This window comes from Lactobacillus sp. M0390 (genome assembly GCF_016102085.1).
GTDB lineage: Bacteria > Bacillota > Bacilli > Lactobacillales > Lactobacillaceae > Lactobacillus > Lactobacillus apis.
This window is the reverse complement of record NZ_JACFPH010000004.1, coordinates 12664-36810: the sequence shown is the minus strand read 5'-3', so window position 1 is coordinate 36810 and position 24147 is coordinate 12664. Positions and strand designations below refer to the sequence as shown.

24 protein-coding genes are annotated in these 24147 nt (G+C 36.3%); 6 read left to right on the top strand and 18 right to left on the bottom strand.

All coding sequences use genetic code 11. The annotated features are described in order from the left end of the window. Positions 1 to 24: 24 nt before the first annotated feature. A complete protein-coding gene (gene radA / locus H3R25_RS07570; RefSeq protein WP_046307452.1) occupies positions 25 to 1401 on the bottom strand; it encodes a DNA repair protein RadA in 1377 nt (458 codons plus the stop codon). Then, positions 1402 to 1950, bottom strand: a complete 549-nt coding sequence (locus H3R25_RS07565) for a dUTP diphosphatase (RefSeq protein WP_122035698.1) — start codon at positions 1948 to 1950, stop codon at positions 1402 to 1404. Positions 1951 to 2149: 199 nt separating this feature from the next. Here H3R25_RS07565 and H3R25_RS07560 point away from each other — a divergent pair, with 199 nt between their 5' ends. Then, entirely contained in the window at positions 2150 to 2458 is a 309-nt protein-coding gene (locus tag H3R25_RS07560) for a hypothetical protein (RefSeq protein ID WP_198194840.1), read from the top strand. Between the two features lie 145 nt (positions 2459 to 2603). Then, positions 2604 to 3950 carry an aminopeptidase C gene (gene pepC / locus H3R25_RS07555; protein WP_046307458.1) on the top strand — a complete coding sequence of 449 codons (1347 nt, stop codon included), beginning with the start codon at positions 2604 to 2606 and terminating at the stop codon, positions 3948 to 3950. An 85-nt stretch (positions 3951 to 4035) separates the two neighbouring features. On the opposite strand, the gene galT is transcribed toward pepC, so the two are convergent. From galT to H3R25_RS07515, 8 genes are all read right to left on the bottom strand, one after another. Next, positions 4036 to 5514 (bottom strand): UDP-glucose--hexose-1-phosphate uridylyltransferase, encoded by a 1479-nt coding sequence (galT, locus tag H3R25_RS07550; protein WP_198194838.1) that lies wholly within the window; start codon positions 5512 to 5514, stop codon positions 4036 to 4038. A gap of 13 nt (positions 5515 to 5527) precedes the next feature. Continuing rightward, complete coding sequence (locus H3R25_RS07545; protein WP_198194835.1) at positions 5528 to 6694, bottom strand: galactokinase; 1167 nt, start codon at positions 6692 to 6694, stop codon at positions 5528 to 5530. Between the two features lie 147 nt (positions 6695 to 6841). Then, positions 6842 to 7777 carry an AAA family ATPase gene (locus H3R25_RS07540; RefSeq protein WP_074426303.1) on the bottom strand — a complete coding sequence of 312 codons (936 nt, stop codon included), beginning with the start codon at positions 7775 to 7777 and terminating at the stop codon, positions 6842 to 6844. Between the two features lie 105 nt (positions 7778 to 7882). Continuing rightward, positions 7883 to 8557 carry a 2,3-diphosphoglycerate-dependent phosphoglycerate mutase gene (locus H3R25_RS07535; protein WP_198194833.1) on the bottom strand — a complete coding sequence of 225 codons (675 nt, stop codon included), beginning with the start codon at positions 8555 to 8557 and terminating at the stop codon, positions 7883 to 7885. Positions 8558 to 8559: 2 nt separating this feature from the next. Beyond that, positions 8560 to 8742 (bottom strand): DUF308 domain-containing protein, encoded by a 183-nt coding sequence (locus tag H3R25_RS07530; protein WP_074426305.1) that lies wholly within the window; start codon positions 8740 to 8742, stop codon positions 8560 to 8562. Between the two features lies 1 nt (position 8743). Next, positions 8744 to 9640, bottom strand: a complete 897-nt coding sequence (locus H3R25_RS07525; RefSeq protein WP_198194831.1) for a cation diffusion facilitator family transporter — start codon at positions 9638 to 9640, stop codon at positions 8744 to 8746. 54 nt (positions 9641 to 9694) lie between these two features. After that, entirely contained in the window at positions 9695 to 10375 is a 681-nt protein-coding gene (locus H3R25_RS07520; RefSeq protein WP_198194829.1) for a histidine phosphatase family protein, read from the bottom strand. Positions 10376 to 10411: 36 nt separating this feature from the next. Then, on the bottom strand, positions 10412 to 11173 hold the full coding sequence (locus tag H3R25_RS07515) for a sulfite exporter TauE/SafE family protein (protein ID WP_046307464.1): 762 nt from the start codon (positions 11171 to 11173) through the stop codon (positions 10412 to 10414). Between the two features lie 73 nt (positions 11174 to 11246). Here H3R25_RS07515 and H3R25_RS07510 point away from each other — a divergent pair, with 73 nt between their 5' ends. Next, complete coding sequence (locus H3R25_RS07510; RefSeq protein ID WP_198194828.1) at positions 11247 to 11903, top strand: HAD hydrolase-like protein; 657 nt, start codon at positions 11247 to 11249, stop codon at positions 11901 to 11903. 36 nt (positions 11904 to 11939) lie between these two features. Beyond that, positions 11940 to 12524: a DJ-1 family glyoxalase III gene (locus H3R25_RS07505; protein WP_198194825.1), complete on the top strand. Its 585-nt coding sequence runs from the start codon at positions 11940 to 11942 to the stop codon at positions 12522 to 12524. Positions 12525 to 12567: 43 nt separating this feature from the next. On the opposite strand, the gene H3R25_RS07500 is transcribed toward H3R25_RS07505, so the two are convergent. The 4 genes from H3R25_RS07500 to H3R25_RS07485 form a co-directional block, all read right to left on the bottom strand. Further along, positions 12568 to 13704 (bottom strand): hypothetical protein, encoded by a 1137-nt coding sequence (locus H3R25_RS07500; RefSeq protein ID WP_198194823.1) that lies wholly within the window; start codon positions 13702 to 13704, stop codon positions 12568 to 12570. A gap of 431 nt (positions 13705 to 14135) precedes the next feature. Further along, the gene (locus tag H3R25_RS07495) at positions 14136 to 15284 is read right to left on the bottom strand and encodes a hypothetical protein (RefSeq protein WP_198194821.1); all 1149 of its coding nucleotides are present in this window, start codon (positions 15282 to 15284) and stop codon (positions 14136 to 14138) included. Between the two features lie 4 nt (positions 15285 to 15288). After that, complete coding sequence (locus tag H3R25_RS07490) at positions 15289 to 16452, bottom strand: hypothetical protein (protein ID WP_198194819.1); 1164 nt, start codon at positions 16450 to 16452, stop codon at positions 15289 to 15291. A 2-nt stretch (positions 16453 to 16454) separates the two neighbouring features. Continuing rightward, positions 16455 to 17069 carry an ABC transporter ATP-binding protein gene (locus H3R25_RS07485; RefSeq protein WP_198194817.1) on the bottom strand — a complete coding sequence of 205 codons (615 nt, stop codon included), beginning with the start codon at positions 17067 to 17069 and terminating at the stop codon, positions 16455 to 16457. Positions 17070 to 17998: 929 nt separating this feature from the next. On the opposite strand from H3R25_RS07485, the gene H3R25_RS07480 reads away from it, so the two are divergent. Further along, positions 17999 to 19033, top strand: a complete 1035-nt coding sequence (locus tag H3R25_RS07480) for an SLAP domain-containing protein (RefSeq protein WP_198194815.1) — start codon at positions 17999 to 18001, stop codon at positions 19031 to 19033. 91 nt (positions 19034 to 19124) lie between these two features. Here the strand turns inward: H3R25_RS07480 and H3R25_RS07475 are convergent, their stop codons facing one another. The 4 genes from H3R25_RS07475 to H3R25_RS07460 all read right to left on the bottom strand — a co-directional run bounded on the left by H3R25_RS07475 (position 19125) and on the right by H3R25_RS07460 (position 23284). Next, positions 19125 to 19268 carry a hypothetical protein gene (locus tag H3R25_RS07475; RefSeq protein WP_198194813.1) on the bottom strand — a complete coding sequence of 48 codons (144 nt, stop codon included), beginning with the start codon at positions 19266 to 19268 and terminating at the stop codon, positions 19125 to 19127. 545 nt (positions 19269 to 19813) lie between these two features. Next, a complete protein-coding gene (locus H3R25_RS07470; RefSeq protein WP_198194811.1) occupies positions 19814 to 20443 on the bottom strand; it encodes a hypothetical protein in 630 nt (209 codons plus the stop codon). 129 nt (positions 20444 to 20572) lie between these two features. After that, complete coding sequence (locus H3R25_RS07465; protein WP_046307477.1) at positions 20573 to 21904, bottom strand: PTS sugar transporter subunit IIC; 1332 nt, start codon at positions 21902 to 21904, stop codon at positions 20573 to 20575. An 18-nt stretch (positions 21905 to 21922) separates the two neighbouring features. Beyond that, positions 21923 to 23284 carry a glycoside hydrolase family 1 protein gene (locus H3R25_RS07460; RefSeq protein ID WP_198194809.1) on the bottom strand — a complete coding sequence of 454 codons (1362 nt, stop codon included), beginning with the start codon at positions 23282 to 23284 and terminating at the stop codon, positions 21923 to 21925. A 126-nt stretch (positions 23285 to 23410) separates the two neighbouring features. Here H3R25_RS07460 and H3R25_RS07455 point away from each other — a divergent pair, with 126 nt between their 5' ends. Continuing rightward, a complete protein-coding gene (locus H3R25_RS07455) occupies positions 23411 to 24124 on the top strand; it encodes a GntR family transcriptional regulator (protein ID WP_074426321.1) in 714 nt (237 codons plus the stop codon). The last annotated feature ends 23 nt before the right edge of the window (positions 24125 to 24147 follow it).

Here is a 24147-nt window from a genome sequence, read left to right as displayed (position 1 = left end):
ATAACGGAAAAGTTCAATCTTTCCTTAAGCCAAAACCAATTTTAACGCTTGGGGGATGCTTGAAACAGGAATTACTTCTATTCCCATATTTTGCAAGCTTGAGCGCATATTATGCTTAGGAATAAAAATTCGCTTAAACCCTGTTTTAGCTGCTTCTTTAATCCGCGCATCAATTTGGTTAACTCGTCTAACTTCACCAGTTAAACCAACCTCACCCACGAAGCAATCAGTTGGTAAAATTTCTTGGTTCTTATAGCTTGATGCAATCGCCATCACTACCGCCAAATCAACCGCAGGCTCATTCAAGCGAATACCACCGGTAGCAGTTAGATAAACATCTTGATTTTGTAGCATCAAGTTGCCACGCTTTTCTAAAACTGCTAACAATAATCCTGCTCGGTTGAAATCAATACCGGCAGTAGTTCTTTTGGCATAGCCAAATGCGGTCGGTGTAACTAATGCTTGGATTTCCGCTAGAATCGGCCTTGTTCCTTCAAGCGAGACGACAATCGCAGATCCCGTTGAGTTAGGTAATCGCTCATCAAGAAAAATTGCAGATGGATTGGTGACTTCCTGCAACCCTTTGTTGACCATTTCAAACATACCGATTTCGTTAGCAGCACCAAACCGATTTTTTACGGAATGCAAAATTCGGTATGCATGGTGTTCATCACCTTCAAAATAAAGAACTGTATCCACCATGTGTTCCAAAATCTTAGGTCCAGCAATTGCACCTTCCTTGGTAACATGACCGATCACAAAAACCGTAATTGCATCCATCTTAGCAATTTTCATTAATTCGCTGGTTACTTCACGAACCTGTGATGCGGAACCCGTCATTGAATCAAGACTAGGTTCATTCATTGTTTGAATTGAGTCAATTACGACAAAATCAGGCTTAATTGTGTCAATCTGCTGGCGAATGTCTTCCATGTCTGTTTCTGGATAAAGCAACATATCATTCGCAGCAAGTCCTAGACGATCTGCACGCAACTTGATTTGATTAGCCGATTCTTCTCCCGAAACGTATAGGACTTTGAACTTTTGGGATAGCTCACTCATGATTTGTAACATTAAAGTAGACTTACCAATTCCAGGGTCTCCACCAATTAACACAAGCGAGCCAGGAACTATTCCACCACCAAGAACACGGTTAAGTTCACCCATACTTGTTTGGATTCGTTCCTCTTTTTCAGCCTTTACGGCTTCAATTTTAACTGGTTCATTAATTCCAGTTTTTTTAATTAGTCTACTTGGACTACCTTTTGCAGAATGTGCTTGGACAGTTTCGGTTTCTTTTTCAAACTGATTCCAGGCACCGCAATTAGGACATCTTCCTAAGTAGCTAGCCGAAATATAGCCACAGGAGTGGCACTTATATTTCGTTTTAATTTTGGCCATTTACTCCTCCTTGTTAGTTGAGCCAAAGCCATTAGCGCGTTGACGACTGACTGGCTCATCATCATCTGTTCTCAAATAATGAATAAAAATTCCTTGAGCAATTCGCTCACCCTTTTTAATCTTTATTGGTCGAACACCATAATTAAGTACCTGAACAAAAATCTCACCCTCATTAGCATCATTATTATAGTAGTCTGCATCAATAACACCAATCCCGTTAGGTAAGCTCAAGTTTCTTTTAAAAGTATTTGACGACCGGTTAGCCAAAATCAGCACTTCATCTTCTGGCATATAGACCTTGACCCCAGTAGGAATTAAAAATGGCTTGATTATTTTATCTGCCATTTCGTAATCAGGTTCATAGAGTTGATGCCCATTTCTAATCAGGCGGAAAATACGGACAAAGTTTAACCGCCAAATGCTTGGAATCACCATGTCTTGAGCCGCTTCAATGTCATATCCTGCGCTAGCAGTTGTCTGGCGTCTCGGTAGCGTAATATCTTCATCTTGGTATTTAGATACGATTTCAAAGCCACGTGTTCTGTTCATTTTTTCTCCTTTGGCTGGTAAAGACTTTTTGTTTCAGTTAAAGTATCATAAACATTATAACTTGTAAGTAGGAAAAATTTGTAGCGCTAATTTATATTATTGGCTAAAAGAAATATGTTCCTCTAGTTTTACATTGCAAAACTAGTTCTATAATTAAATTCGTAAAAAAGCAGTCCATTTTTTAACAGGAGAAAAAGTAATGTTTACCTTCTATGATCCACACCAATTTTTTAAAGAATACGATGATAACGAGCAATTAATCTACCACTGGTCAATGGACAAAATTGAGCGAACTGACGGAAAAGTTTGGGTAATTAACCACATGTTTATTGCTCCAAACCAAAATAAAGAAGCAGTTCTGGACAATAATATGGCCTTAGTAATGGAATTTGCCAAGAATACCAAATTACCAATTTGGCCTCTTGATCCACTAGTAATTGACTATTTCCAGCGTCACCCTGAGTTTCATAAAATTTGGTATCATCGTCCTGTCCAAGCAAATAATTAGTATAATTGCTTCTTTTTGTTTTTCAAAATTTAACACTCAGCAGCAATTAATTAACAATTTATTCATAAAATCATTTAGCCTATAATAGACTAGTTAATCTAGATGGGATAAAATGGTAGTTATTAACTTAAGGAGGATAACATTAATGACAAAAGAAATTACAAATGATGCTATTGCCAATTATACTGATGACCTAGCAAAGCACCCTGGTATTAACATTGCTAGCCATGCTGCACAACAAAACGGCATTTTCAAGGCTAGTCAAAATTTACAATCTCAAATTGACCTTACCCCTACATTTTCAGTTGAAATTGATACTGGTAAGCCAGCTGATCAAAAGCAATCAGGTCGCTGCTGGATGTTCTCAGCATTGAACACCATGCGTCACCCATTGCAAAAGGAATACAAGGTTAAGGATTTTGAATTATCGCAAAATTACACTAACTTCTGGGACAAGTTTGAAAAATCAAACTGGTTCTTCGAAAATGTAATTGCTTCAGCAGATAAACCACTTGGCGACCGTAAGGTAAGCTTCTTATTCGCTACGCCTCAACAAGATGGTGGCCAATGGGATATGCTTTGCGGCTTAATTGAAAAGTATGGTATCGTACCAAAATCTGTTTACCCAGAAACTGCTAATGCAACTAACTCAAGTGCTTTAAACGACACTTTAAACACTTTACTACGTAAAGATGGTTTGGAATTACGTGAATTAGTCAACAGTGGTAAATCAGAAGACGAAGTACAACAACGCAAGAATGAATTCCTAAATGATGTTTTCCGCGTTTTGGCTGTTTCTCTTGGCGTTCCACCAAAGAAATTTGATTTCGAATACAAAGATGATGACGGTAATTACCACCGTGATGCAGATCTTACTCCTAAGGCATTCTTTGACAAGTACGTTGGCATGAACTTAGAAGATCACGTTTCAATTATCAACTCACCTACTGATGACAAGCCTTACCACAAAGTATTTTCAGTTGAATACCTTGGTAACGTTGTTGGCGGTCGTCAAGTTCGTCACCTTAACTTAGAAATTGACGAAATGAAAGACTTAATCATTAAGCAACTTGAATCAGGAGAAGTTGTTTGGTTTGGTTCTAACGTCAGCAAAGATTCTGAAAGACAACTTGGTCTTCTTGATACCAATATTTACAAGCGCGATGAATTATTTGACGTTGATTTATCAATGTCAAAAGCTGAAAAGCTTGATTCAGGTGAAAGCATGATGGACCACGCTATGGTTATTACTGGTGTTGATCTAGTAAACGGCAAACCAACTAAGTGGAAGATCGAAAACTCATGGGGTGATAAGCCTGGCTTTAAGGGTTACTTCATTATGAGTGATGCTTGGTTTGATTCATTTGTTTACCAAGCAGTTATTAACAAGAAATTCTTGTCGGATGACGTGAAGAAAGAATTCGACGAAGGTGCTAAGGACCCAATCGAGTTACTTCCATGGGATCCAATGGGAGCTCTTGCTTTTAAATAAAAACAAAGTTTAAAAACGAAAAACGCTACTTTTAAAAAGTAGCGTTTTTTGTATTTTCAATTAATTCAAAAGATGTGACAATTTCTTAAGCCAACCCAACTTCAGCAATAAATCTCATAAAGGCTGCTTTACCGGCAACAGTTTGCTTAAACACTCCTGCATCTTCAAGAACGCGCTCAAAAACTAACCCTAATTCCTCTTGCAAAACCTGATTAACATTTTCAGCGGTTATGTTGTGTTTTTCTTTTATCGCAGACGCCCACTCTAAGTGGATTTTGGAAATTTGATTTGGCTGCTTAAGCAAAAACTTTTTAACTTCTGTCATTTCACCTACCAATCGTGGTGGCAGAATTGCCAAACCCATAACTTCAATCAAGCCAATATTCTCCCTTTTAATGTGCTGAACATCGGGATGAGGGTGAAAAATACCATCTGGATATTCTTCTGAAGTCTGGTTATCTCGTAAAACTAGGTCAAGTTCATATTCATTATCATGCATGCGCGCAATCGGTGTAATGGTATGATGCTGCGCATTGTTTGAAAAAGCTCGAACACTTACTTGCTCATCACTATAATTTTGCCATTTGGCTAGAATTTTCCCCGCAAGCTCAACCAAAAGCACACTATTCGAACTACGTAAACGAATAACCGACATCGGCCATTTAACAATTCCTGCTTCCACATCAGGAAAACCTGCAAAGCGAAACTTATGAATCAGTGGTGCCTTCCCCATCGGAAACTGATGGCGCCCACCTTGATAATGCTCATGGGTTAAAATTGAGCCACCAACAATTGGTAAATCCGCATTGCTTCCAACAAAATAGCCAGGAAATTTATCAACAATTGTCAGTAAATTAGAAAACGTCTGAACATCTATTTTCATTTTCTCATGCTTAGAAGATAAAAAAATACAATGCTCATTAAAATAAGCATAAGGTGAATATTGAAAGCCCCATTCTTCTTGACCTAAACTAAAGTGGATGATGCGATGATTGCTACGAGCAGGATAATTTAGACGTCCTTGATAGCCCTCGTTCTCCATGCATAATTGGCACTTCGGATAATCACTTGCGACTGCATCTTTCGCGGCAGCTATTTCTTTGGGGTCTTTTTCAGGTTTCGACAAATTAATCGTTACTTCTAAATCGCCATAATTACTTTTGGCAATGAAATAAATATTTTTTGCAATTGCCCTAGTTTTTATATAGTCACTGGTTTTACTCATATGATAAAAACTACTAATTGCTGCTGTTGGAGAGGTTTCATAGGATTGCCAAAAGCGTTGATTAACGATACTAGGTGCAGGCAAAATTAAGCTTATAAGTTCTGCTCCCAAAATATCTTGGGCAGAGTTATTCCGAGCACATTTACCATTTTGTTGGGCAAGTGCAACTAATTCTTTTTTTAAATCTAATAAGTTGGTACTTTCAGATTCTGCCGTCATTGCGGCATCGCCAACCAATGCTAAGACCCGATTGTATAAATAGATACGATCAAGTTCAGTAAAATCACTTTCAGCAATCACTTGAGTAACAAACTTATCAACTAAATTGGTTTTATTCATCTCAATAATCCCGTCATTCTATAATCTTTGTACCATCAGCGGTTGCTGCCAAGTAAAATGACGGTTGATACCCAATCACTTGTTCATATGCGGCTGCGACCTTTTCTTGAAAGTCTTCCACATGCTTCTTAGCGACCAAAGCTATTGCACAACCACCAAAACCAGCGCCAGTCATCCTGGCACCTAGAACACCTGGCTGTTGCCACGCAGTATGTACTAAAGTATCAAGTTCTTTGCCAGTAACTTCATAATCATTTTCAAGCGAAACATGAGAAGCATTCATTAGATGGCCAAATTCATTCAAATCGCCTTTTCCAAGAGCTATTTTTGCATTCAAGGTGCGTTCATTTTCCCAAACAACGTGTCGGCAACGCTTCAACAATTTTTCATCAGTAAAAAGATAACTATATTCATCAAAGGTTAAACTATTTAATTCACCTAGTGAGTTAATTGCAAGTTTTTCTTGTAATAATTTTAGACCCTTCTCGCATTCACTCCTACGCTCATTATATTTGGAATCAGCCAATGTACGCTTCTTATTCGTATTCATAATTACGATTACATTGTCTTTTAAATCAAGCGGCACATATTCATATTTTATCTTTTCCGTATCCAGTAAAATCGCATAGTTTTGCTTGCTCATTGCAACCGCAAACTGATCCATTATTCCTGAATTTACGCCAATAAAATCATTTTCCGTTTTTACGCCCATTTTTACTAATTCGAGTTGATCTATAGTTAATTTAAATTGATCTTGCACAATCACTCCAATCAGCATTTCCAAAGCCGCCGAAGAAGATAATCCTGCTCCATCAGGAATATTGCCATTTATATAGATATTTAAGCCATGCGTGATTTTTGCTCCACTTTTTAGTAAAAAAAGGAGCATTCCCTTAGCGTAATTTGCCCAGGAATCTTCCACAACAAAACTAAGCTCCTTTAAATCTGCTTCAATTATGCCTTGTTTTTCAAAATTAGCCGAATAAAAACAGAATTTTTGATCCGTACGCGGACTCGAAGCACCATAAATGCCCAAAGAAATGGCACAAGGAAAAACGTGACCACCATTATAATCAGTGTGCTCGCCAATTAAATTAATCCGACCAGGTGAAAAGTAACATCCAGTTGGCTTCTCATGATAAACTTTTGAAAATGCTTGTTTTAATGCTTCAACTTTCATTTTTCTTCCTTTAAATAAAGCGCTATCAATAATTCTAACAAGTTAATTATACTGCTTTTAAGTTGGACGGCAATCTTTCCATCAGGGTTCTTTACTAGCAAAAAAAATACGATTCTGCTATAACGCAAAATCGTATTTTTAATTCATTTACCAAATATGTAATAACTTATCATGACGCAATTTACTCAAATTAAATTGGTGCACATGCTCAGGTTCACTTTCCGGATATTCTTCAACAAAGTCAGCCAAGTTAACGAGGCCAGTTGAATAAGTCCAGGTTCCCTTATTCTTTTTAATCGGATCAAGCATTTCATTTCTAATGGGAACAGCAGAAATTAAAAAGTGCTTGTGATGAAACTTAAACACAAAATATGGTAAGCGAAAATCATTAATAATTTCATCTCTTGTTTTACCAATGGTAATCACATTTCGATATGTGCCATATTTCTTTGTAAATTGATCATTAAATGAAAAATAAAAATTAGAGATGTGAACATGAGGAAAGTCTTCCTCAGCGACCTGATCAGGAACTGCAACCACATGAGAGAAGTGATCTAAATTACTCTCCTTTTGTGATAAGGCCTTAGGCATCTGCGTCGGACTAATAACGTGTGCCCACTCAGGGACATGTAAATTATCCTGATAGGTCAAATACATCTCTTTAACTACTTCCGGCTTAACCCAGTCATATTGCCTGCGAACCTCGTTGCGATTGAGCAACCCCCGCAAGTTCTTATGATGCATTAAGTCAACGACAAACAACTCATAGCGATAGCACTCAACCCACTTTTTATAGTGCTCGATGCTTTCTTGAACAATGTGGGTACTATCGACAATTACGGTTTCGCCACGCTTCATCTTCTCTTCTACGAGGTAATCCACCATTTTTTCCGTTTGCTCATTTGCATATCGCGGAATTACTTGATGTAAGCAATCGGAATCTTCTTCATAATAGTAAGTCAAATTCGCCAATAATAACCTTATTTGATCACGGCTAATCGCATAAGGCTGTAAGTGATGACGAGCAATAAATGAAGATTTACCGGAGCCGGGTGCGCCTCGTAATAAAAATATTTTACGCATACCAATTCTCCAAACTAAGAATGTAAAAAAATCTATTTAGTATCGTATTAGATTTTAACATATATCAAGGAGAATACTTACACTTAACTGAAAAGCGCTGAAAATTTAATGTAATATTTCTTTCTTAATGATATTTAATTGATCATCCAAAGTATAAATGATTGGCTCCGCATTGGGAACTTCAAGCTTAACAATGTCATAATCGTCAATTTCTTCAAGTTTTTTTATTAAAGCACGCAAACTTGAGCCATGGGCTACAACCAATTGGTCCTCCCCTAGCCGTAGTCTACTCGCAATTTGATCATAATAATAAGGCATTAAACGTTTTTGTGTCTGATAAAGACTTTCAGCCCTCGGCAAGCGTTGCCGATCACACGATGCGTAACAAGCGGCAGTGACTTCACCACCTTCTGGTGGAACTGCATAAAAACCACGCCGCCATTCAGTGATTTGTTCATCCCCAAAAATCTCGCGTGATTGATCCTTATTTATGCCACGCAATTTCCCGTAGTGCCGTTCGTTCAAACGCCAAGTCTTAGTAATTGGTAAGTAGAGCCAACCGCATACTTCTGCGACGATATTAGCAGTAACAATTGCCCGCAATAAAACTGACGTATGCAGATGGGTTGGATTAAAATTAGGAATTTGCTTAATTAACTGACCAGCATTTTCAGCCTGTTTGCGTCCTTTTTCAGTTAGTTCAACATCATTCCAACCGGTATAAACATTAGCATAGTTGGCTGTGCTTTCCCCATGCCTCAACAACACTAATTTGACCATTTTTATCCCATCCAGTGTCTAATTAGTAAATAAATTCCAAAAATAGTGAATATGATGCCCAAAACCATAAAGGGACCAAAACCACCCTTTTTCGACTTATATCTTCTGTTAAAGGCATAAGCCATGTCATATAAGCCAACAATTAAAACAATAACCGCTGTAAAAAGATTAACTTCTAATGACATATTATTCAGCCCCCCTCTTGTCCTGATCTGATGCAATCATCTGATCATTTTTACCACGTTCGCACTCAACCTGAAAATTGGTATGATTGATGCCCAACACAGCTAGTTTTTGACTTATTTCATCTGTCAATTCTTCAAACCGGCCTGCTGTTAGATCTCGATCTACGTTAACATGTGCGTCGAGCATAATGTAACGATCACTGTAACGCCAAACATGCACATGATGAATATTTTTTATTTCTGGAAATGATAAAACGATGCGATTAACTTCGTCAAGATCGATATCTGGATTAGATTCCATCAAAACGTTAGCTGCCTTTTTCGTTAAACTACATGCTTCATGAAATACAAACACGGAAACAAGAAGTGTCATCAAAGGATCAAGCCAAGTAATCTTCCAAAAGTAAATAAAAATTGCCCCAATAACGACAGCTACACTCGAAAGTGCATCACTCATCATATGGATAAAGGTTGAACGGACATTAAGGTTCTTTTCGCCATCCTCGTGCATTGCAAGCATTGAAACAATATTAGCAACTAAGCCAATGATTGAGACAATTAACATAACGCCACCGCTAATCTGCGTTGGCTGCCAGAAACGTTCAATTGCCTCTACGAATAGAACAATACTAATTAAAATTAACACCACGCCATTTGTAAAAGCCGCTAAGGTCTCAGCGCGCTCATAGCCAAAAGTCTTTTGCTTATTACTACGCCGATTACTGATTAGATGGGCGACAAAAGAAATAACTATTGCGCCAACATCGCTCAAATTATGCACAGCGTCTGAAAGCAATGATAAAGATCCAGAAACGAATCCACCAATAAATTCCGCAACTGTAATAATTACGTTCAGTGCCGTTACGTAGGCATAGCGCTTAGTTGTTTGATCCTTCATTAATTTACCCCATTGTCTTAACTTAATAAAAAGTCCTACCTTTACAGTAGGACTCTACATATCTTCTGCATTAACATTATAATCCACAATTTCAAAGCGACCGTTATCGTGGAGTATCCCCCGTGTAACGCTACCGTTATTAGGAAAAACAATGTCATGTAAGCCATCACTCTGATTCCAGTATTTGATGGCCAGCGTTTTGATAAAATCACCATGCGAAACAATTAGCACACGTTGTTCAATTTTGGTCAATTCACCCAGAACAGATACAGCTCGCTCCATCCGCTCATCAAGTTCACGTTTATTTTCCGCCAAATGACGTGGATCAGCCTTTTTTGTTGCTTCACGGAACTCATAAATGCCAACTTGATTGATGATTTTAGTAACATCATCTTCAGGCCCAATTCCGGCTGCTTCACTGACTTGCTCCCAAGTCGTAGCGATATCATCGCCTTCAAATGAACCAAAAAAGACTTCACGAAATTCCGGAAGTTTTTTAATTTTGCCAATTTCAGAAACTTGATTGGCATCTTTCATTAAGTGTACTGTGTCAATTGCTCTTTTTAAATCAGAAGAATACATGTTATCAAAGTGAACCTGACTAAGCGCCTGCGCGGTTGACTTAAGATCATCAATTCCCTTGATTGTCAGAGGGGAGTCACACCATCCCTGTACTTTATCCAACTGGTTAAACATTGTTTCGCCATGACGTACTAGATAAACTTCTGTTGCCATTTTGTATTCTCCCTTCATTCAAATAGTGTTGGTAAACTATAACATATATGCTTTATAAAAGAAATAGCCCGCTTGTAAAAATGCTAATACAGCAATAAAAATGCGCACATATTTAGCAGGAACAACACGCAAAATATCCATACCAAAGTAGCCACCAATAAACATGCCAATTGCAAGTGGGATTGCCTGTATCCAATAGATATGCGAAGTGAAAGCAAAAACTATTAAGGCAACTAAGTTTGCCAACCCGCAAATTACGTTTTTGATTGCATTGACTACAATGAATTTTTCATCTGTTACATAGGTTAACAAAACTATCACAATCACGCCAGCCGCAGCACCAAAATAGCCCGTATAAACACCCATAAATAAAAGAGCTGCAATAGAAAGCAGTTCTTGCCATAGTGGTCTTTTGTGTGGTTCCAAGCTATGATGCTTAGCCGATACAATTACCATGATTCCTGATCCTGCAATGAAAAACGGCACAACTTTTTCAAAAACAGCTGAGGGAAAAGCTAGTAATAGGTGGCACCCCACTAGTGACCCGATAACTGTAAAGGTGCCGTAAAAAGCAACCTGTTTCCAGTGTCCTTTTAGTTCCTTGAGTGACGAAATAGTCGATCCTATTCCAGTCCAAATCAAAGCAGCATCATTTGTCACATTAGCATATACCGGTGGAATTCCCACTGCAAGTAGTACCGGATATGACGCTAAGGATGCCATTGATGCAACTGAGGACAGTAATCCACCTGCTATTCCCCCGATTAGTAGGAAAACAAGTGTTAAAATTGATGGCATAAAACTTCACTTCCTTTTTAGCATTAATATCTATTATAATGCAGTTAAGAGTAAATTAAGAGGGTAATTTCAAGTGACTAAATATCAAACGTTAATTTTTGTTCCTGAAGGTAGTTTATTAAATGAAAAAACGGCTGAACAAGTCGCACTCAGGCAAACTTTAAAAGAACTCGGACATGATTTTGGACCAGCTGAACGCCTAAAATATTCTAGCTTACAAGGACAAGTTAAAATAATGGGTTTCAGTGAGCGCATTGCACTAACCCTGCAAAATTTTTGTGCCGACGATTTGGCTGAGGCCGAAAAAATTTTCAAAACAAAATTAGGAAGTCAGCGACAACTAGTCAAAGATGCTATTCCATTTCTTGACCAAGTAACAAGCCAAGTTAAGCTAATTCTCCTTGCCAAAGAAGAACGTGAACTAATCTCAGCTCGCCTATCTGATAGCGAATTACTTAACTATTTTTCTGCTTCCTATTTTAAAGAAGATTTTGCTAATCCTTTGCCAAATAAAAATGTCCTGTTTCAAATTATAAAAGAGCAAGAATTAGATCCAGATAATTGCCTAGTTATCGGGACAGATTTAGTTGAAGAAATTCAAGGAGCAGAAAACGCTGGCTTGCAATCATTATGGATTGCACCGAAAAAGGTTAAAATGCCAATTAGTCCCCGACCTACTCTGTATTTAACTAAACTCAGTGACTTGCTTTTTTATCTTGAATTAAACTAGTTTATAATAAAAGAAATAGATTGGAGGTCTTTTAAAATGTGTAAAGTTGCAGTAGTTTTTGCTGACGGATGTGAAGAAGTTGAAGGTCTTAGCACAGTTGATGTTTTGCGCCGCTTGGGTGTTCAAACGGACATGGTTGGTCTGAACAAGAAGGATATCAATGGTGACCATCAAATCAAATTAACCTGTGACAAAGTGGTTGATGACAGTTTGCTAGATTATGATCTCGTCGCTTTTCCTGGTGGAAAAACCGGTGCGGAGAACCTTCGTGATAGTTCCAAATTGGCTGAATTAATGAATAAACGCCATAATGAAGGAAAATGGGACGCTGCAATGTGTGCTGCTCCAATCGCATTAGCGCGTTATGGCGTTTTAAATGATGCAGATTATACCTGCTATCCTGGCTTTGATGAGCAAACAAAAGCGGATGCACCTAGTGGTCATTTTAAAGAAACAATCACAGTAACCGATAATGAACACAAAATCATCACTAGTCGTGGTCCAGCCACTGCTTGGGCCTTTGCCTATGCAATTGCAGATGCTATAGGTATTGATACTAAGCCACTAAAAGAAGGTATGCTATATAACTTCTTGGCTGACAATATTAAGGACAGCTTATAAAAAACACCAAACTAAAAAGAAACATCACTATGATGTTTCTTTTTTAGTTGCTTATATTTGCTTGTCTTATTCTAGACTCGCTTCGATAATCAACGATAAGGGTTAAAACCAACATCAGCAAGGAACTAATTACTAAGGTCAACACACCGTGCTCAAAATTAATTGAAAAATTGTTCATATAATAAGAAATTGAGCCTGTATTTATCCTTAATGAACTAAGATAAGTAGTTGGTAACCACTGCGCAATTTGATGGAAAGGTGTTAGAAACATTGTTGCCAAAACAAGAGAAGCAATAGTTGCACTTGAAACTAAAATCGTTGTTAATAGCTTATGACATACTTTAGCCACCAAATTAATAAAAATTACTAATGTTAAAATGTTTAAAAGTTGAAGAGCAACTGTTGTTGGTACTAATTTAACTGCCGGAGCAGTGGCTACTGTTGCTTTATATCCCCATGTTTGGTGAACTATCAGCGGATACCTTAGGCTAGCCTGGCCAAAAAATAGAATAGAACTAGCAAAAAATGAAAAAGCAATTATCAAATACGTAGAGCAGATGACCAGCAACCCTACACCCAAGTTAGATATTATTTTTCCCATTCGACCAACTGGTAAAATCTGTGTAAGATCTTCGCCATTCTGATATGAACTGGTATAAAACTTAGCCAAAATAAAAATAATTAGTAAAAGAAAAAGTGTGAGCCAATACTTATTATTCAGAGCTAGAAATAGTTGAATGCCAGCCAGCGCATTATCCTTTCGCTTTGGTATTTTCGATTCATGTAGTGCTTTCAAAAACTTATTTGCCCGATTTAACCAACTTCTTTTTGCTGGGGTTTGATAACTAATTTCTAACTTATTGCTATGATGTTTCTTAGACTTAGGTACTTTGCTCCATTGCCTAGCACTATTTTCATTTGCGATTAAGTCTTTACGCTTGCTAAACTGCTTATCTTTATGCGGTTTTTTCTTATCAATTAGAAGCTCTCCTTCTTTGCCTTCAGGATGTTCGCTATCCAAAACGACGACACTTCTAGCAGTTACTACACTATTATTTTGATTTTCAATGAAACTACAATTTTTTAAGATATTTAAGTCCAAATCAAGAAAAATAAATAGCGCAATTAATAGGATACAAAAAATAATAGGCTTTAGATTCTGTTTAACAATTTTTTTCAATTGAAATAAAAAATAAGCATGCACGCTATCACCTCACTTATCTTTAGACCCTTTAAACTAATTTTAGGAACATAGCACTAAATTAACAAAAAGTTTTTTACTAAATCATACAATATGCAGTTTTAGCAATATACCTAAATATCAATCTTTTTTCTGTAATATTGTATCATTTAATTAATTAGTTAAGTTAATTTATTCAAGAAAATGAAAAACAAAAGAACCATCTTTTCAAATATTGGAAAGATAGTCCTTTTTAAAAATTACAGCAAAGCCTTATTTATATATTTTCACTTACAATAAATGAAACACCATTTTTATAATAGCCATTACAATAAGAAGTTGCTAAACCAATTCCAATAGCGCGCAGCTTGGGCTTCTTCAAATGTTCCCAGTGAGCGTAATTTGCAGATGCATCATTATATAAAAATGCGTCAAACTTTTTTATTGTCTTGAAGACTACTAATGATTGCCGTTAAAGTTATCATAAGTATTGTGCCAATAAGCAAAACTACCAAACCTGTCTGGAAATTAATCTGTCCGTTTTGATACTGCAAGCCCAATTTACCATTAACAACATCTACTGCATTAAGATAGGTCATTGGTAGCCATGCACTAATTCGTTTTAAAGGATCTGCCACCATTGTCGCAAGGTTAATACCAAGAACCACTAGTAGTGCAACAAGCAAAGTCGGCATTTTATCACGGAAAATACAAGCCAATAATCTGGTCAAAGCAACTATAAAAAATATGTACATAATTTGCAAAATAATGATTGGTAAGATCAAATCACCTGTTGGAACACATTTTATGACAGTTTTTCCCTTAACAAACTGCTGAATAATTGTCGGAAAAGCCAAATTACCCGTACCAGAAAAAACTGATGCAAAAATAAATAGCAATAAGTTAGCAACGAAGAAACTACCAGCAATCAACAAAAAGCCGGCAAAATTTTCACTTGTAGCCCGTTGCCATTTGCTGAGTGGTAAAAACTTAGCTGTCGCCAATTTTTGACGATAAGAATCTGTTAAAAGTAGGCTGAGCAAAAAGAGTGCTACTATGGCAAAAAGATATGGCAAGTACATTTCATTGACTTGCATCCAAATTTGCCAACCAGTAACTGGCATTTCCTGCGTTTCATACTTTAGTGGGTTATTCTTTAAATAGCCGTAAAGAGCCATTTCCTTCTCTGCACCCACCATATTTTGTTCGTCTGCGGCTATAAATCTCTTACTTTTTTGCCATAATATCTCGTATGCTTTTTTCCAATTCTCAGCTTTGACTGCTTTTATTATCTTCCTATCTTGTTTCTCGCTTCTCTTGTTTTCAGCTAAAGAAAATTTAGCCTGCTCAACTTTTTTACTATCTTTTGGGAAAGTTAACAGTGTCTTTTTTGCTTTAACAATCTCTTTTTCAGAGTATTCAATACTAGTCTTTGCCATTTGTTCGAGTCTAAAATCAGATTCAGTTCGCTTGTTCATTACCAGAACGACTGCTAAAGCACCAATAACTAATAGAAGTGAAATGGGAGTTAGGATATTTTTAAAGACTTTTTTTAATTGAAAAGCTAAATACGTACTCATTCATTTACCTCTTTGACTCATTCTTAGTTTGAATATAATCGACCAAAATCAGTAATACGATTAGAAAACAGGAACTAATAATCAATGTAAGCATCCCGTTTCCAAAATTAACCTGTACGTTCTCTAACTCATACGCCAAAGTACCAGAAACTGTCTTAAGTGGATTTAGATAAGTGCTTGGAAGCCATTGAGCAATCGCGTTTAACGGCTGTATCACTATTGTTATTAAGGAGCCACCAATTAACAATAAAATTGTTAGCAGCAATGACGGCAATTGATTAAGGAAAATTTTAGCAATAAGTTGCGTAAAAAGTGCAATAAATAGAATTGCAAAAATTTGTAAAATCAATGCGTTGGGTACAATTTGACTTACTGGAACAATTCCCAAGGCAAATTTTCCGTTTACTACCTGATGGATAATGTATGGATAAGCAATATTACCTGTACCAAAAAACAAGGATGCACAGGCAAAAACTAATAAACTCATTCCTAACAAAATTACAATTCCACATATCCAGCCAATGCTTGCGTTAGTTAAAATACTCTGGATTCTACCTATTGGCAAAACCATCGTAATGTCTTTTCCATTGCGATATGAACCAGAATATAGATAGGTCAAAATAAAAATCATGACTAAAGTTAATAAAATCGGCCAATATGTCTCATTTAGATTTAGCAAAATTTGAATACCTGAAACTGGCGTATCACTTTCATAAGGCATCGGATGCGCTTTTAAATATTTAAAGCGCAGCTCAATGCCATTCACAAAGTTCTTCGAATTACTTTCGGAATTATTTTTTTTCAACTCTTTTGTTGCCCTTATTTGTTCTTCATATACGGGCACCCAATGATTATTGTTGATATCCTCTAGCAATTTTTGTTTTTTGGCTAACGAAGTCTCGACTTCCTTCAAATCTTTCTTAGTTGATTGGTATCTGTGATCCGTAGGTTTAAGCTCGCTGAGTTTTCGCTTGCTTTCTGCAACAAAATTTTTCTGCAACATAATATTACCTTGTAGCTGGCCTTTAATGGAAGAATTGTTACTATTCAGATCTTTAGAATTTAAGTAAAGTACAGTAAGCGAAATGATGAGCAGTATGACTACTGAGATTACTGTTAACTTAGATTTAGTGATTTTTTTGCGTTGTAAAGAAAAATAAGTACCCATGTCTATACCTCATGCATCATTTGTTTTTCTAGAACAAGCCGATGAAGATTATTAACTTTAACTTCACTGCTATAATGCGAAGTTAAAATAATACACTTATTCCTATTTGTAATCTCATCATTTAGTCGCTGATATAATTTATTACGACTTTCTTCATCCAAGCCATTAGTTATTTCATCCATCAGATAGTAATCAGCATCACTTGTAAAGTACATTGCTACAATTAACTTTTGTTTCATCCCTAAGGAATATTTCTTAATTGGAACCTTAGCAAACTCATTAACACCCAAAAAGGCCATTTCTCGATCAAGGTCTGCATTCGAGTGCCATAGCTTTTTAACAAAATTAAGATAATCCAAGCTGTTGAGGTTATCATTAAACCAATCATTACTTTCAAAGAAAAAGAAGTTTTGCTTTTTCTTTGCATATGGCTCTCCATCTAGCAAAATGCTTCCTGCCGAAATTGGAATTAAATTTGTGATTGCACGAAGAAAGCTTGTTTTTCCCGAACCATTTTCTGCAGCAATTTGATAAAACTCTCCTGGCTTAAACTGATAAGTAAAGTCATGTAAAATTGGTTGGCGTGTTTTAATTGATAGATTGTTAATTGTTAGCATATGTGGTCTCCTTAAATACAAACAAAATTTCAAACTAATAATTCAAGTTTAACAAAACTACTCATAAAGCCTGTTTAATTTAAATATTTTTTAATGAATTAACTTTATAGTTAAAATTTTGCCAAAAAAATAGGATGTAAAATATCTTATCTTTTAAGCACTAGCTTAATAGCGGAGTGCAGCTCTCTTTTAATTGCTAACCGCTATTACTATTTTGCACTATGACACTTAAAAAGGAGCCATACCCTACTTTAAACTGCATAATCTCTTCTAAATAAAGCAAATATTTTAAAGCTAATATTAAAAACAGGCATTGAACTAATAATAATGCCATTTTTAGCTATTAGAAATACTATTTTAGTTCCTATTTATAAATAAGTTTTAGGAGAGATATAACGCTATTCAAAAATTTTAAACAAAGTGGCAATTTAGTTTGGTAATTGCCTTAACAGTCATTAATGCTGGTTCTACAATTCTGGCGGAAATTGCTAGAGCCAATGCTTTAACTCAAATAACTTAAGCTACATGCACAGCAATTTTTAATCTGGATTATAACTATGGTCTTAGCCTATGTAATGCGTGCCATTTTTGGTTACTTGATTAATTTTAATCAACTCAAAAAGTAGATTAAAGCAAGTAATAAGTGCGTGTGGTCTTGATGAAACAATCGAACATTTGCCTGATGGGTTAAACACTTTATTAACCAACTATGGAACGAACTTGTCTGGTGGCCAAAAGCAAAAAATTACAGATGCCTGGGCACTTTTGCGGGATACACTAGTTTTACTTATTTAATTAAGCATCTTCTACTCAAAAAGAAAAAAGCAACTTTAAATCATAAAACCTATAAATTTTATGATTTAAAGTTCTTTATCGTCTAAAATAATAAGTATCGTAAAGTTCTAATATATTTAAAAAGGTAAATATCCATGTCAAATAAAAAAATATTAGCTACGGCTTCAATGTCGTTTCTATTAGGCCTAAGTACTATTTCCTTGCCTCAAGCCACACAACCTGTTGAAGCAAGTACATCACCAAGAATTCAATTAAGACATAATGCTTATGTGTATTCTGCAAAAGGAAAAAGAAAAAGCAAGTCTTCACTAAAAAGAGGAACTTATTTCCAAACTCTTGGTCAAAAATCCATCAGAGGTAAGAAATATTATAAAATTGGTAAAGGGAAATATATTAAGTTTAACAATGCAGTAGTACCACCCGATGAAACTATAGATAAAGGCCCAGTTTTATTTTCAGTTTATTTGAAACCTGGAATAACTCTTTATTCTAGACCAAACGGAGAATCATCACGGGAAACACTTATTGGTAAACAAAAGGTATATGAAATATATAAGGATGCTAATGGACTAGAATGGTATCGCCTACCATATAAAAACTGGGCCAAAGCCACTGATACTCAAAAGTCAAAACCAAAAGAAGATGAAGAGATTCCAACTTCTGACAATTGGGACGACCCAGAAGACAATACAAGTATAGAGGTTCAAAAGGAAAAGCAGAACTCTATTCCAACCGGAACTGCACTAAACAGAAATACTATAGAAGAAACAGGCAGAATCTTTGAAAGCCTTGTTAATGAATGGCGTATGCAACAAGGTATTCAAACAAAAGTGGTCTACACTACCCAGAAATCCGACTTTAACTTTGACTATGAAGCATCTAGAGCTATTGAAGTCGCCCAGTACTATGATAAGTATCATCAGTCTGACAAACACGCTGGTTCAAAGACTCCTGGAGAGTTACTTTGCTTAGTTTCCTATGGCAGCCCTGAAAAGATGGCACAACAAGCATTTGACCAGTTTATAAATAATGATGCTAGTGCAAACTATGCTCACCGGAATCATTTAAAAGATCCTATGCTAAAGTATTTTGGGATCGGCTTAGCAATGACCCACTCCAATGGCTACTATGTAAATGGAGTGACATTTGTTGTAAGTGCTGATTGCTAATTTTTAACTTAAAATAAAATCCAAAAAGAGCCGATATGACGGTTCTTTTTTGTTCATAATAAAATCATGAACTTCAATCTGCACAACGTCTTTAACCATAAGAAATGGAAAGGTGTTTACCAACAGCTGCACCAGTTTTAACCAACATTTTAAGTATGGTACCCGCAACTGCTGCTTCTAATTGACAATCATACTGATCAGCAAATCCTTTTAATTCAGAATCATTTTTAGTCAATTCTTCAGTTTTTATCTTTAGCGCTTCCTAAAAATTCTGTCCTATTATTTTGTTTGCTCTTTTTCTCAAATCACTTTGACCAAATTAACTTCTCAGTCAAAAAATTGGTAAATAAAAAGATAGGACATAAAGTATCCTATCTTTTTACAGCGTACTCTCTCAATACCGGTTTAAATTGCAAGGTGGAATTATACAGCGAAAAATTTTAAAAATTATTTTGAGACGAAGGAGGAGAGATTTTCCATAAATCAGCTCAAAACTAGTTCTTCATTCGAGGTAGCAATTTGAGTACATAAATTTTTGAAACATCATGATTATCATGGCGGTATTGAAAGTTATAAGAAAAATGTGTGTAGCAATCTACTAACAAAGCCGTTTGCGTTCAATTGCTACGTATAGTATATCAGCAAAATAAAAAGTATGCACGGATATATCTAGAAAAGAATACACGTTTCTTTTTTTGTCGACTTATATTAGTACGCTCTTAAAATCTGTTAACTAAAAATCAATTCTCACTTTACCTATTAAGTCCCGTATTAACAGAACTAATATCTAGGATATAGTCCGATTAGCAGTGCTGGAATATCCTTGTATTCAAGTTGACCCATCCATTTTTTCAATTCTTTAACGGAGGTTTTAGCAATTGCTCGCTCTTCCGGATCTTTTACTTGGTCTGCTAGTTTAGTTGCCTTTTTGAGTTGCTTCTTAGCTGATTTCATTTGCATAATATCGCAATAATCCATCACCTTCAGCTCGGCCTTAATTAACTTTTTAAGGCTCTTTTTTTGAGCATTAACATTGTATAAGTCACTAACAATGTTAACCCAGCCTTTTGCTTGACCAGTCTGATCAACAATATGAACCTGTACGCCATTTCTTAATGAACTAACCTGATCCACCTTAAAGAGGACCTGATCATTAACCAACTTCTCTACTTCTGCTTTGGGTAGGTGCGCTGCTTGATGTGCTTTTAGGGAAATAGTGGCATCATGATTTAATCTAAAAACATAACCTGCTTTAGCTAATCGGATTGACGCCTTTTCATCGGTCTTTGCCTCTTGTTTACTTTCCTCGCTGGTTGATGCGTCAACAACTGATGTTGCGATTGTACCAGTTGCAACCGAAAACAGTGCGATGGCTGCAGAAATTGTAAGTAGCTTTACGCCCTTCTTCATTGGTTAATTATCCTCACTAGTTCTAAAAATATCATTTACTATTGTAACATTGAGAATTCTAATAATTAACCTTTTTCTGTTATGTAACAAGGAAGAAATTAGTTTCTTTTGTTAAGTGCTAGAATCAATCTACTGATTATTTAGCTCAGCCTGCTTCAATGCAACACGTTCTGAAATCTTGATAAATGGAATATAGAACAAGGTACAGACCACTAAAATAACGATTTGAACTAGCACTACTTTCCAGTCTCCACCACTGGCCAGCAAACCACTTAAAATTGGTGGTGTAGTCCAAGGAACTAAGTATGCCAAAGGTTTTACAAAACCAATTGCAGTTGCAAAGTAGCCGATTAACGAGCCAATAACAGGGCTCAAAACAAATGGAATAATCATTGGAATGTTAAAGACAATTGGGAAACCAAAGATAATTGGTTCATTGATTTCAAAAATTCCTGGGATAACTGCCAATTTAACTACATCCTTATATGGTTTATAGTGTGAAACTAGCAAAACGGCAATAATTAGGGCAATTGTTAAACCTGTTCCACCCATTTGTGAATAAACAGTTACGAAGTCTGTGTTAATAATATGTGTAGCCTGTTTGCCCGCTTGAACAGCAGCCATATTTTCATTCATATTAACCAAGTTCAACGGATCAAGTAAGGAGCCATTAATTACAGTTTGGTGAATTCCTAATGTATATAAGAAATTACCGGTTGAGTAGATTAGCAGGAATCCTGGCAGTGACGTATTAACTGAACGCAATGGCTCTTGAATTAACCGTGAGATAAGTGTTACCAAGTCAGCATTGAAGTATGCCAATACTGCTGCAAATACACCAAATAATCCCAGCGTTAATAAGGATGGTAGTAAAACAGAAAAACTCTGACCTACGGCAGGTGGAACTTGATCCCCTAAGTTAATCTTTAAAGCTTTAACTTTTGAAAGTCGTAAGTATATTTCAGTTGCCAATAAACCGATAATAATACCTGCAAACATCCCCGTTGTACCAACTTGAGAATATAGCACTGCTCCTGTAACTTCTACTGCCTTTTTTGCTCCATCTGGAGTCACACTAACGTGGATAGCCAACATGATAAAAACTGCGGAAAGAGCAATTGCCGCCGCTGAAATTGGACTATCGTAAGACTTGTTTTTGGCCAAATAGTATGCAATCATTGGCGCAATTAGGATACTTGCAACGTTTAGCGTTCCGTTGGTTAAAGATGTTCCAAATACTTGAAACTTTGCTAACATGTCGCCCTTGAGCACCCAAGTAAATAATACGTTGTTAAAAAATACTGCTACTCCGGCCAAGATAAACATCGGCATCAGTGTGGCAAAGGCATCTCGCAAAGAACGCAAATGAACTTGATTTCCAATTTTTACAGATATGTCCGTAAACTTATCCAAAAACCGTTGCAGCTTTGGATGAGCTTGTGTATTACTAACGTCATTCATATTTAACACCTCACATGTTTAAGATAAGTCTTGTCCGTTAGACTTAATTACTTTTTGGAGCCAATAATAGCTTTTCTTAGGTACGCGCTTCATATCGCGCAAGTCATGATTCGTTCGGTTAACATAAACCACGCCATAGCGTTTCTCCATATCACCTTGCGAACTCAAAATATCAATTAGTCCCCAGCCAAGGTAGCCGATAACTTCCACTCCATCTTCTTCAATCGCTGCTTTCATAGCTTTAATATGATTGCGGTGATATTCAATTCGGTAATCATCGTTAATAGGATGTTCTCCATCCCACTTCTCACGCACACCAATCCCATTTTCAATTGGAAATACAGGTAAGTGGTAGCGTAGATAGATCTTGCTTAAAACATCACGGAAACCTAAGGGATCAATTTGCCAACCCCACTCGGTCGTTTTGAGATAAGGATTGTCCTTTTTGCCATAATCCTGGTAGAGATTTGGTGCTGTGCCAGCAGGTATCTTACTTGCATCAATCGTACTGGAAGCATAGTAACTAAAACTCAGGAAATCACTCTTAAGGCGTGAAATTTCTGCCATTTCTTTGTCATTAACATCAAGTTCTAACTTATTCTGTTTAACAAAATTAATTACTGCATCTGAGTACTTACCGTAGCTAAACGCATCTAGTAAATCAAAGTTCAGGAATTCGTCTATTTGATGTGCCGCAAAGACATCAGCAGGATTTGCAGTTGCACCATAAACTTGGTTGTAAGCTAACATCCCACCAATTTTTGCATCTGTTTGATCATGTAAATAATTAGCAACCACCGCATGACAGTACATAACATTATGAGCAATTTGATAAATATCGGTTAAAGTCTTATCACCTTTTAAATAACCAGCAATTTGAAATACACCCGAAGTGTGATACAAGTTTTGTTCATTAAAAGTAATCCAGTACTTAACTCGATCTGCAAAGTGATCGATCACGATCTTGCTATAGCGAATAAAGTCTTCACACACTTTTTTACTAATAAAACCGTTGTAATCTTCTGCTAAGTGTAAAGGCATATCAAAATGGTAAAGACATATCATTGGCTCAATATTGCGTGCTAGTAGACCATCTACTAGCTTGTCATAATATTTAAGCCCTTCCTCATTAACTTCACCGTCGCCATCCTTGATGACACGTGACCAAGAAATCTGGAACCGATACATATTCATTCCAAGATCTTTCATGTAATCAAAGTCTTCATCAAAGTGATGGTAGTTATCATTTGCAAAGTGCCAGTCACTAATATGCGGGCCGGACTTACGAACATCATAAACAGATAAACTCTTACCGCCTTCGTTCCACCCACCTTCTGTTTGCATACTTGAACTGGAATTGCCCCAGAAAAATTTTGTCATTATCATAACTTCTTTCTATTTATTAAAAGCGCTTTCAAAAATAATCATATTTCATCTTGCTTTTTAAGTAAATGATTGGCAAGCTGTAAGTAAAGTAAATAGTTTACTTACAATTGGAGGTGCATGATGATCACAAGACCTAAATACATAAAAATTGCTAACAAAATTGAAGAAGATATTCTAATGCATAAATATCAAAAAGAGCTACCTCATATCGACCAGCTAGCAACAGATTATGCAACTAGTAAAGTTACAATTGTAAAAGCCATTCGCTTTCTGAGCTATCAAAACGTTGTCAAACCGATTCGTGGCCACGGAACCCTGATTTTGACAGAAAAAGAAGTTGAAATTGCCAAAAAGGATAATGCTAATGAGCACGTCGGCTTTACCGAACGAATCAAGAACACGGCTCTATTAACCAATCACATTGTGTCATTTGACCTCCGCGAACCAACTGATAAAGAAGTTGCTCTTTTAAAAATTAGTCGCAGCGATTTAGTATATGACATAATTAGGCAACGCTTGTTAAGTGATTTTCCGGTACGTCTTGAATATACAGTGATGCCTGTAAAGGTTATTCCAGGTATTACTGAAGAAGTTCTTAGGAAGTCAGTTTATGGATATATTGAAAATACGCTTCATTTAAAAGTTGGCAAGGCCAATAGAATTCTTCGTGCTGATAAACCAGATGCGTATGATCAGCTATATTTAAAGTGCAGCAAAACTGATCCGGTTTTTGAAGTTGAACAAGTTTGTTATTTGACTAATGGTATCCCCTTTGAGTACTCCCAAACGCGAAATCGTTATGACCACGGTGAACTAACTCTAAACCAAGTATAAAGCCTTGATTCCTTCAATTAGAT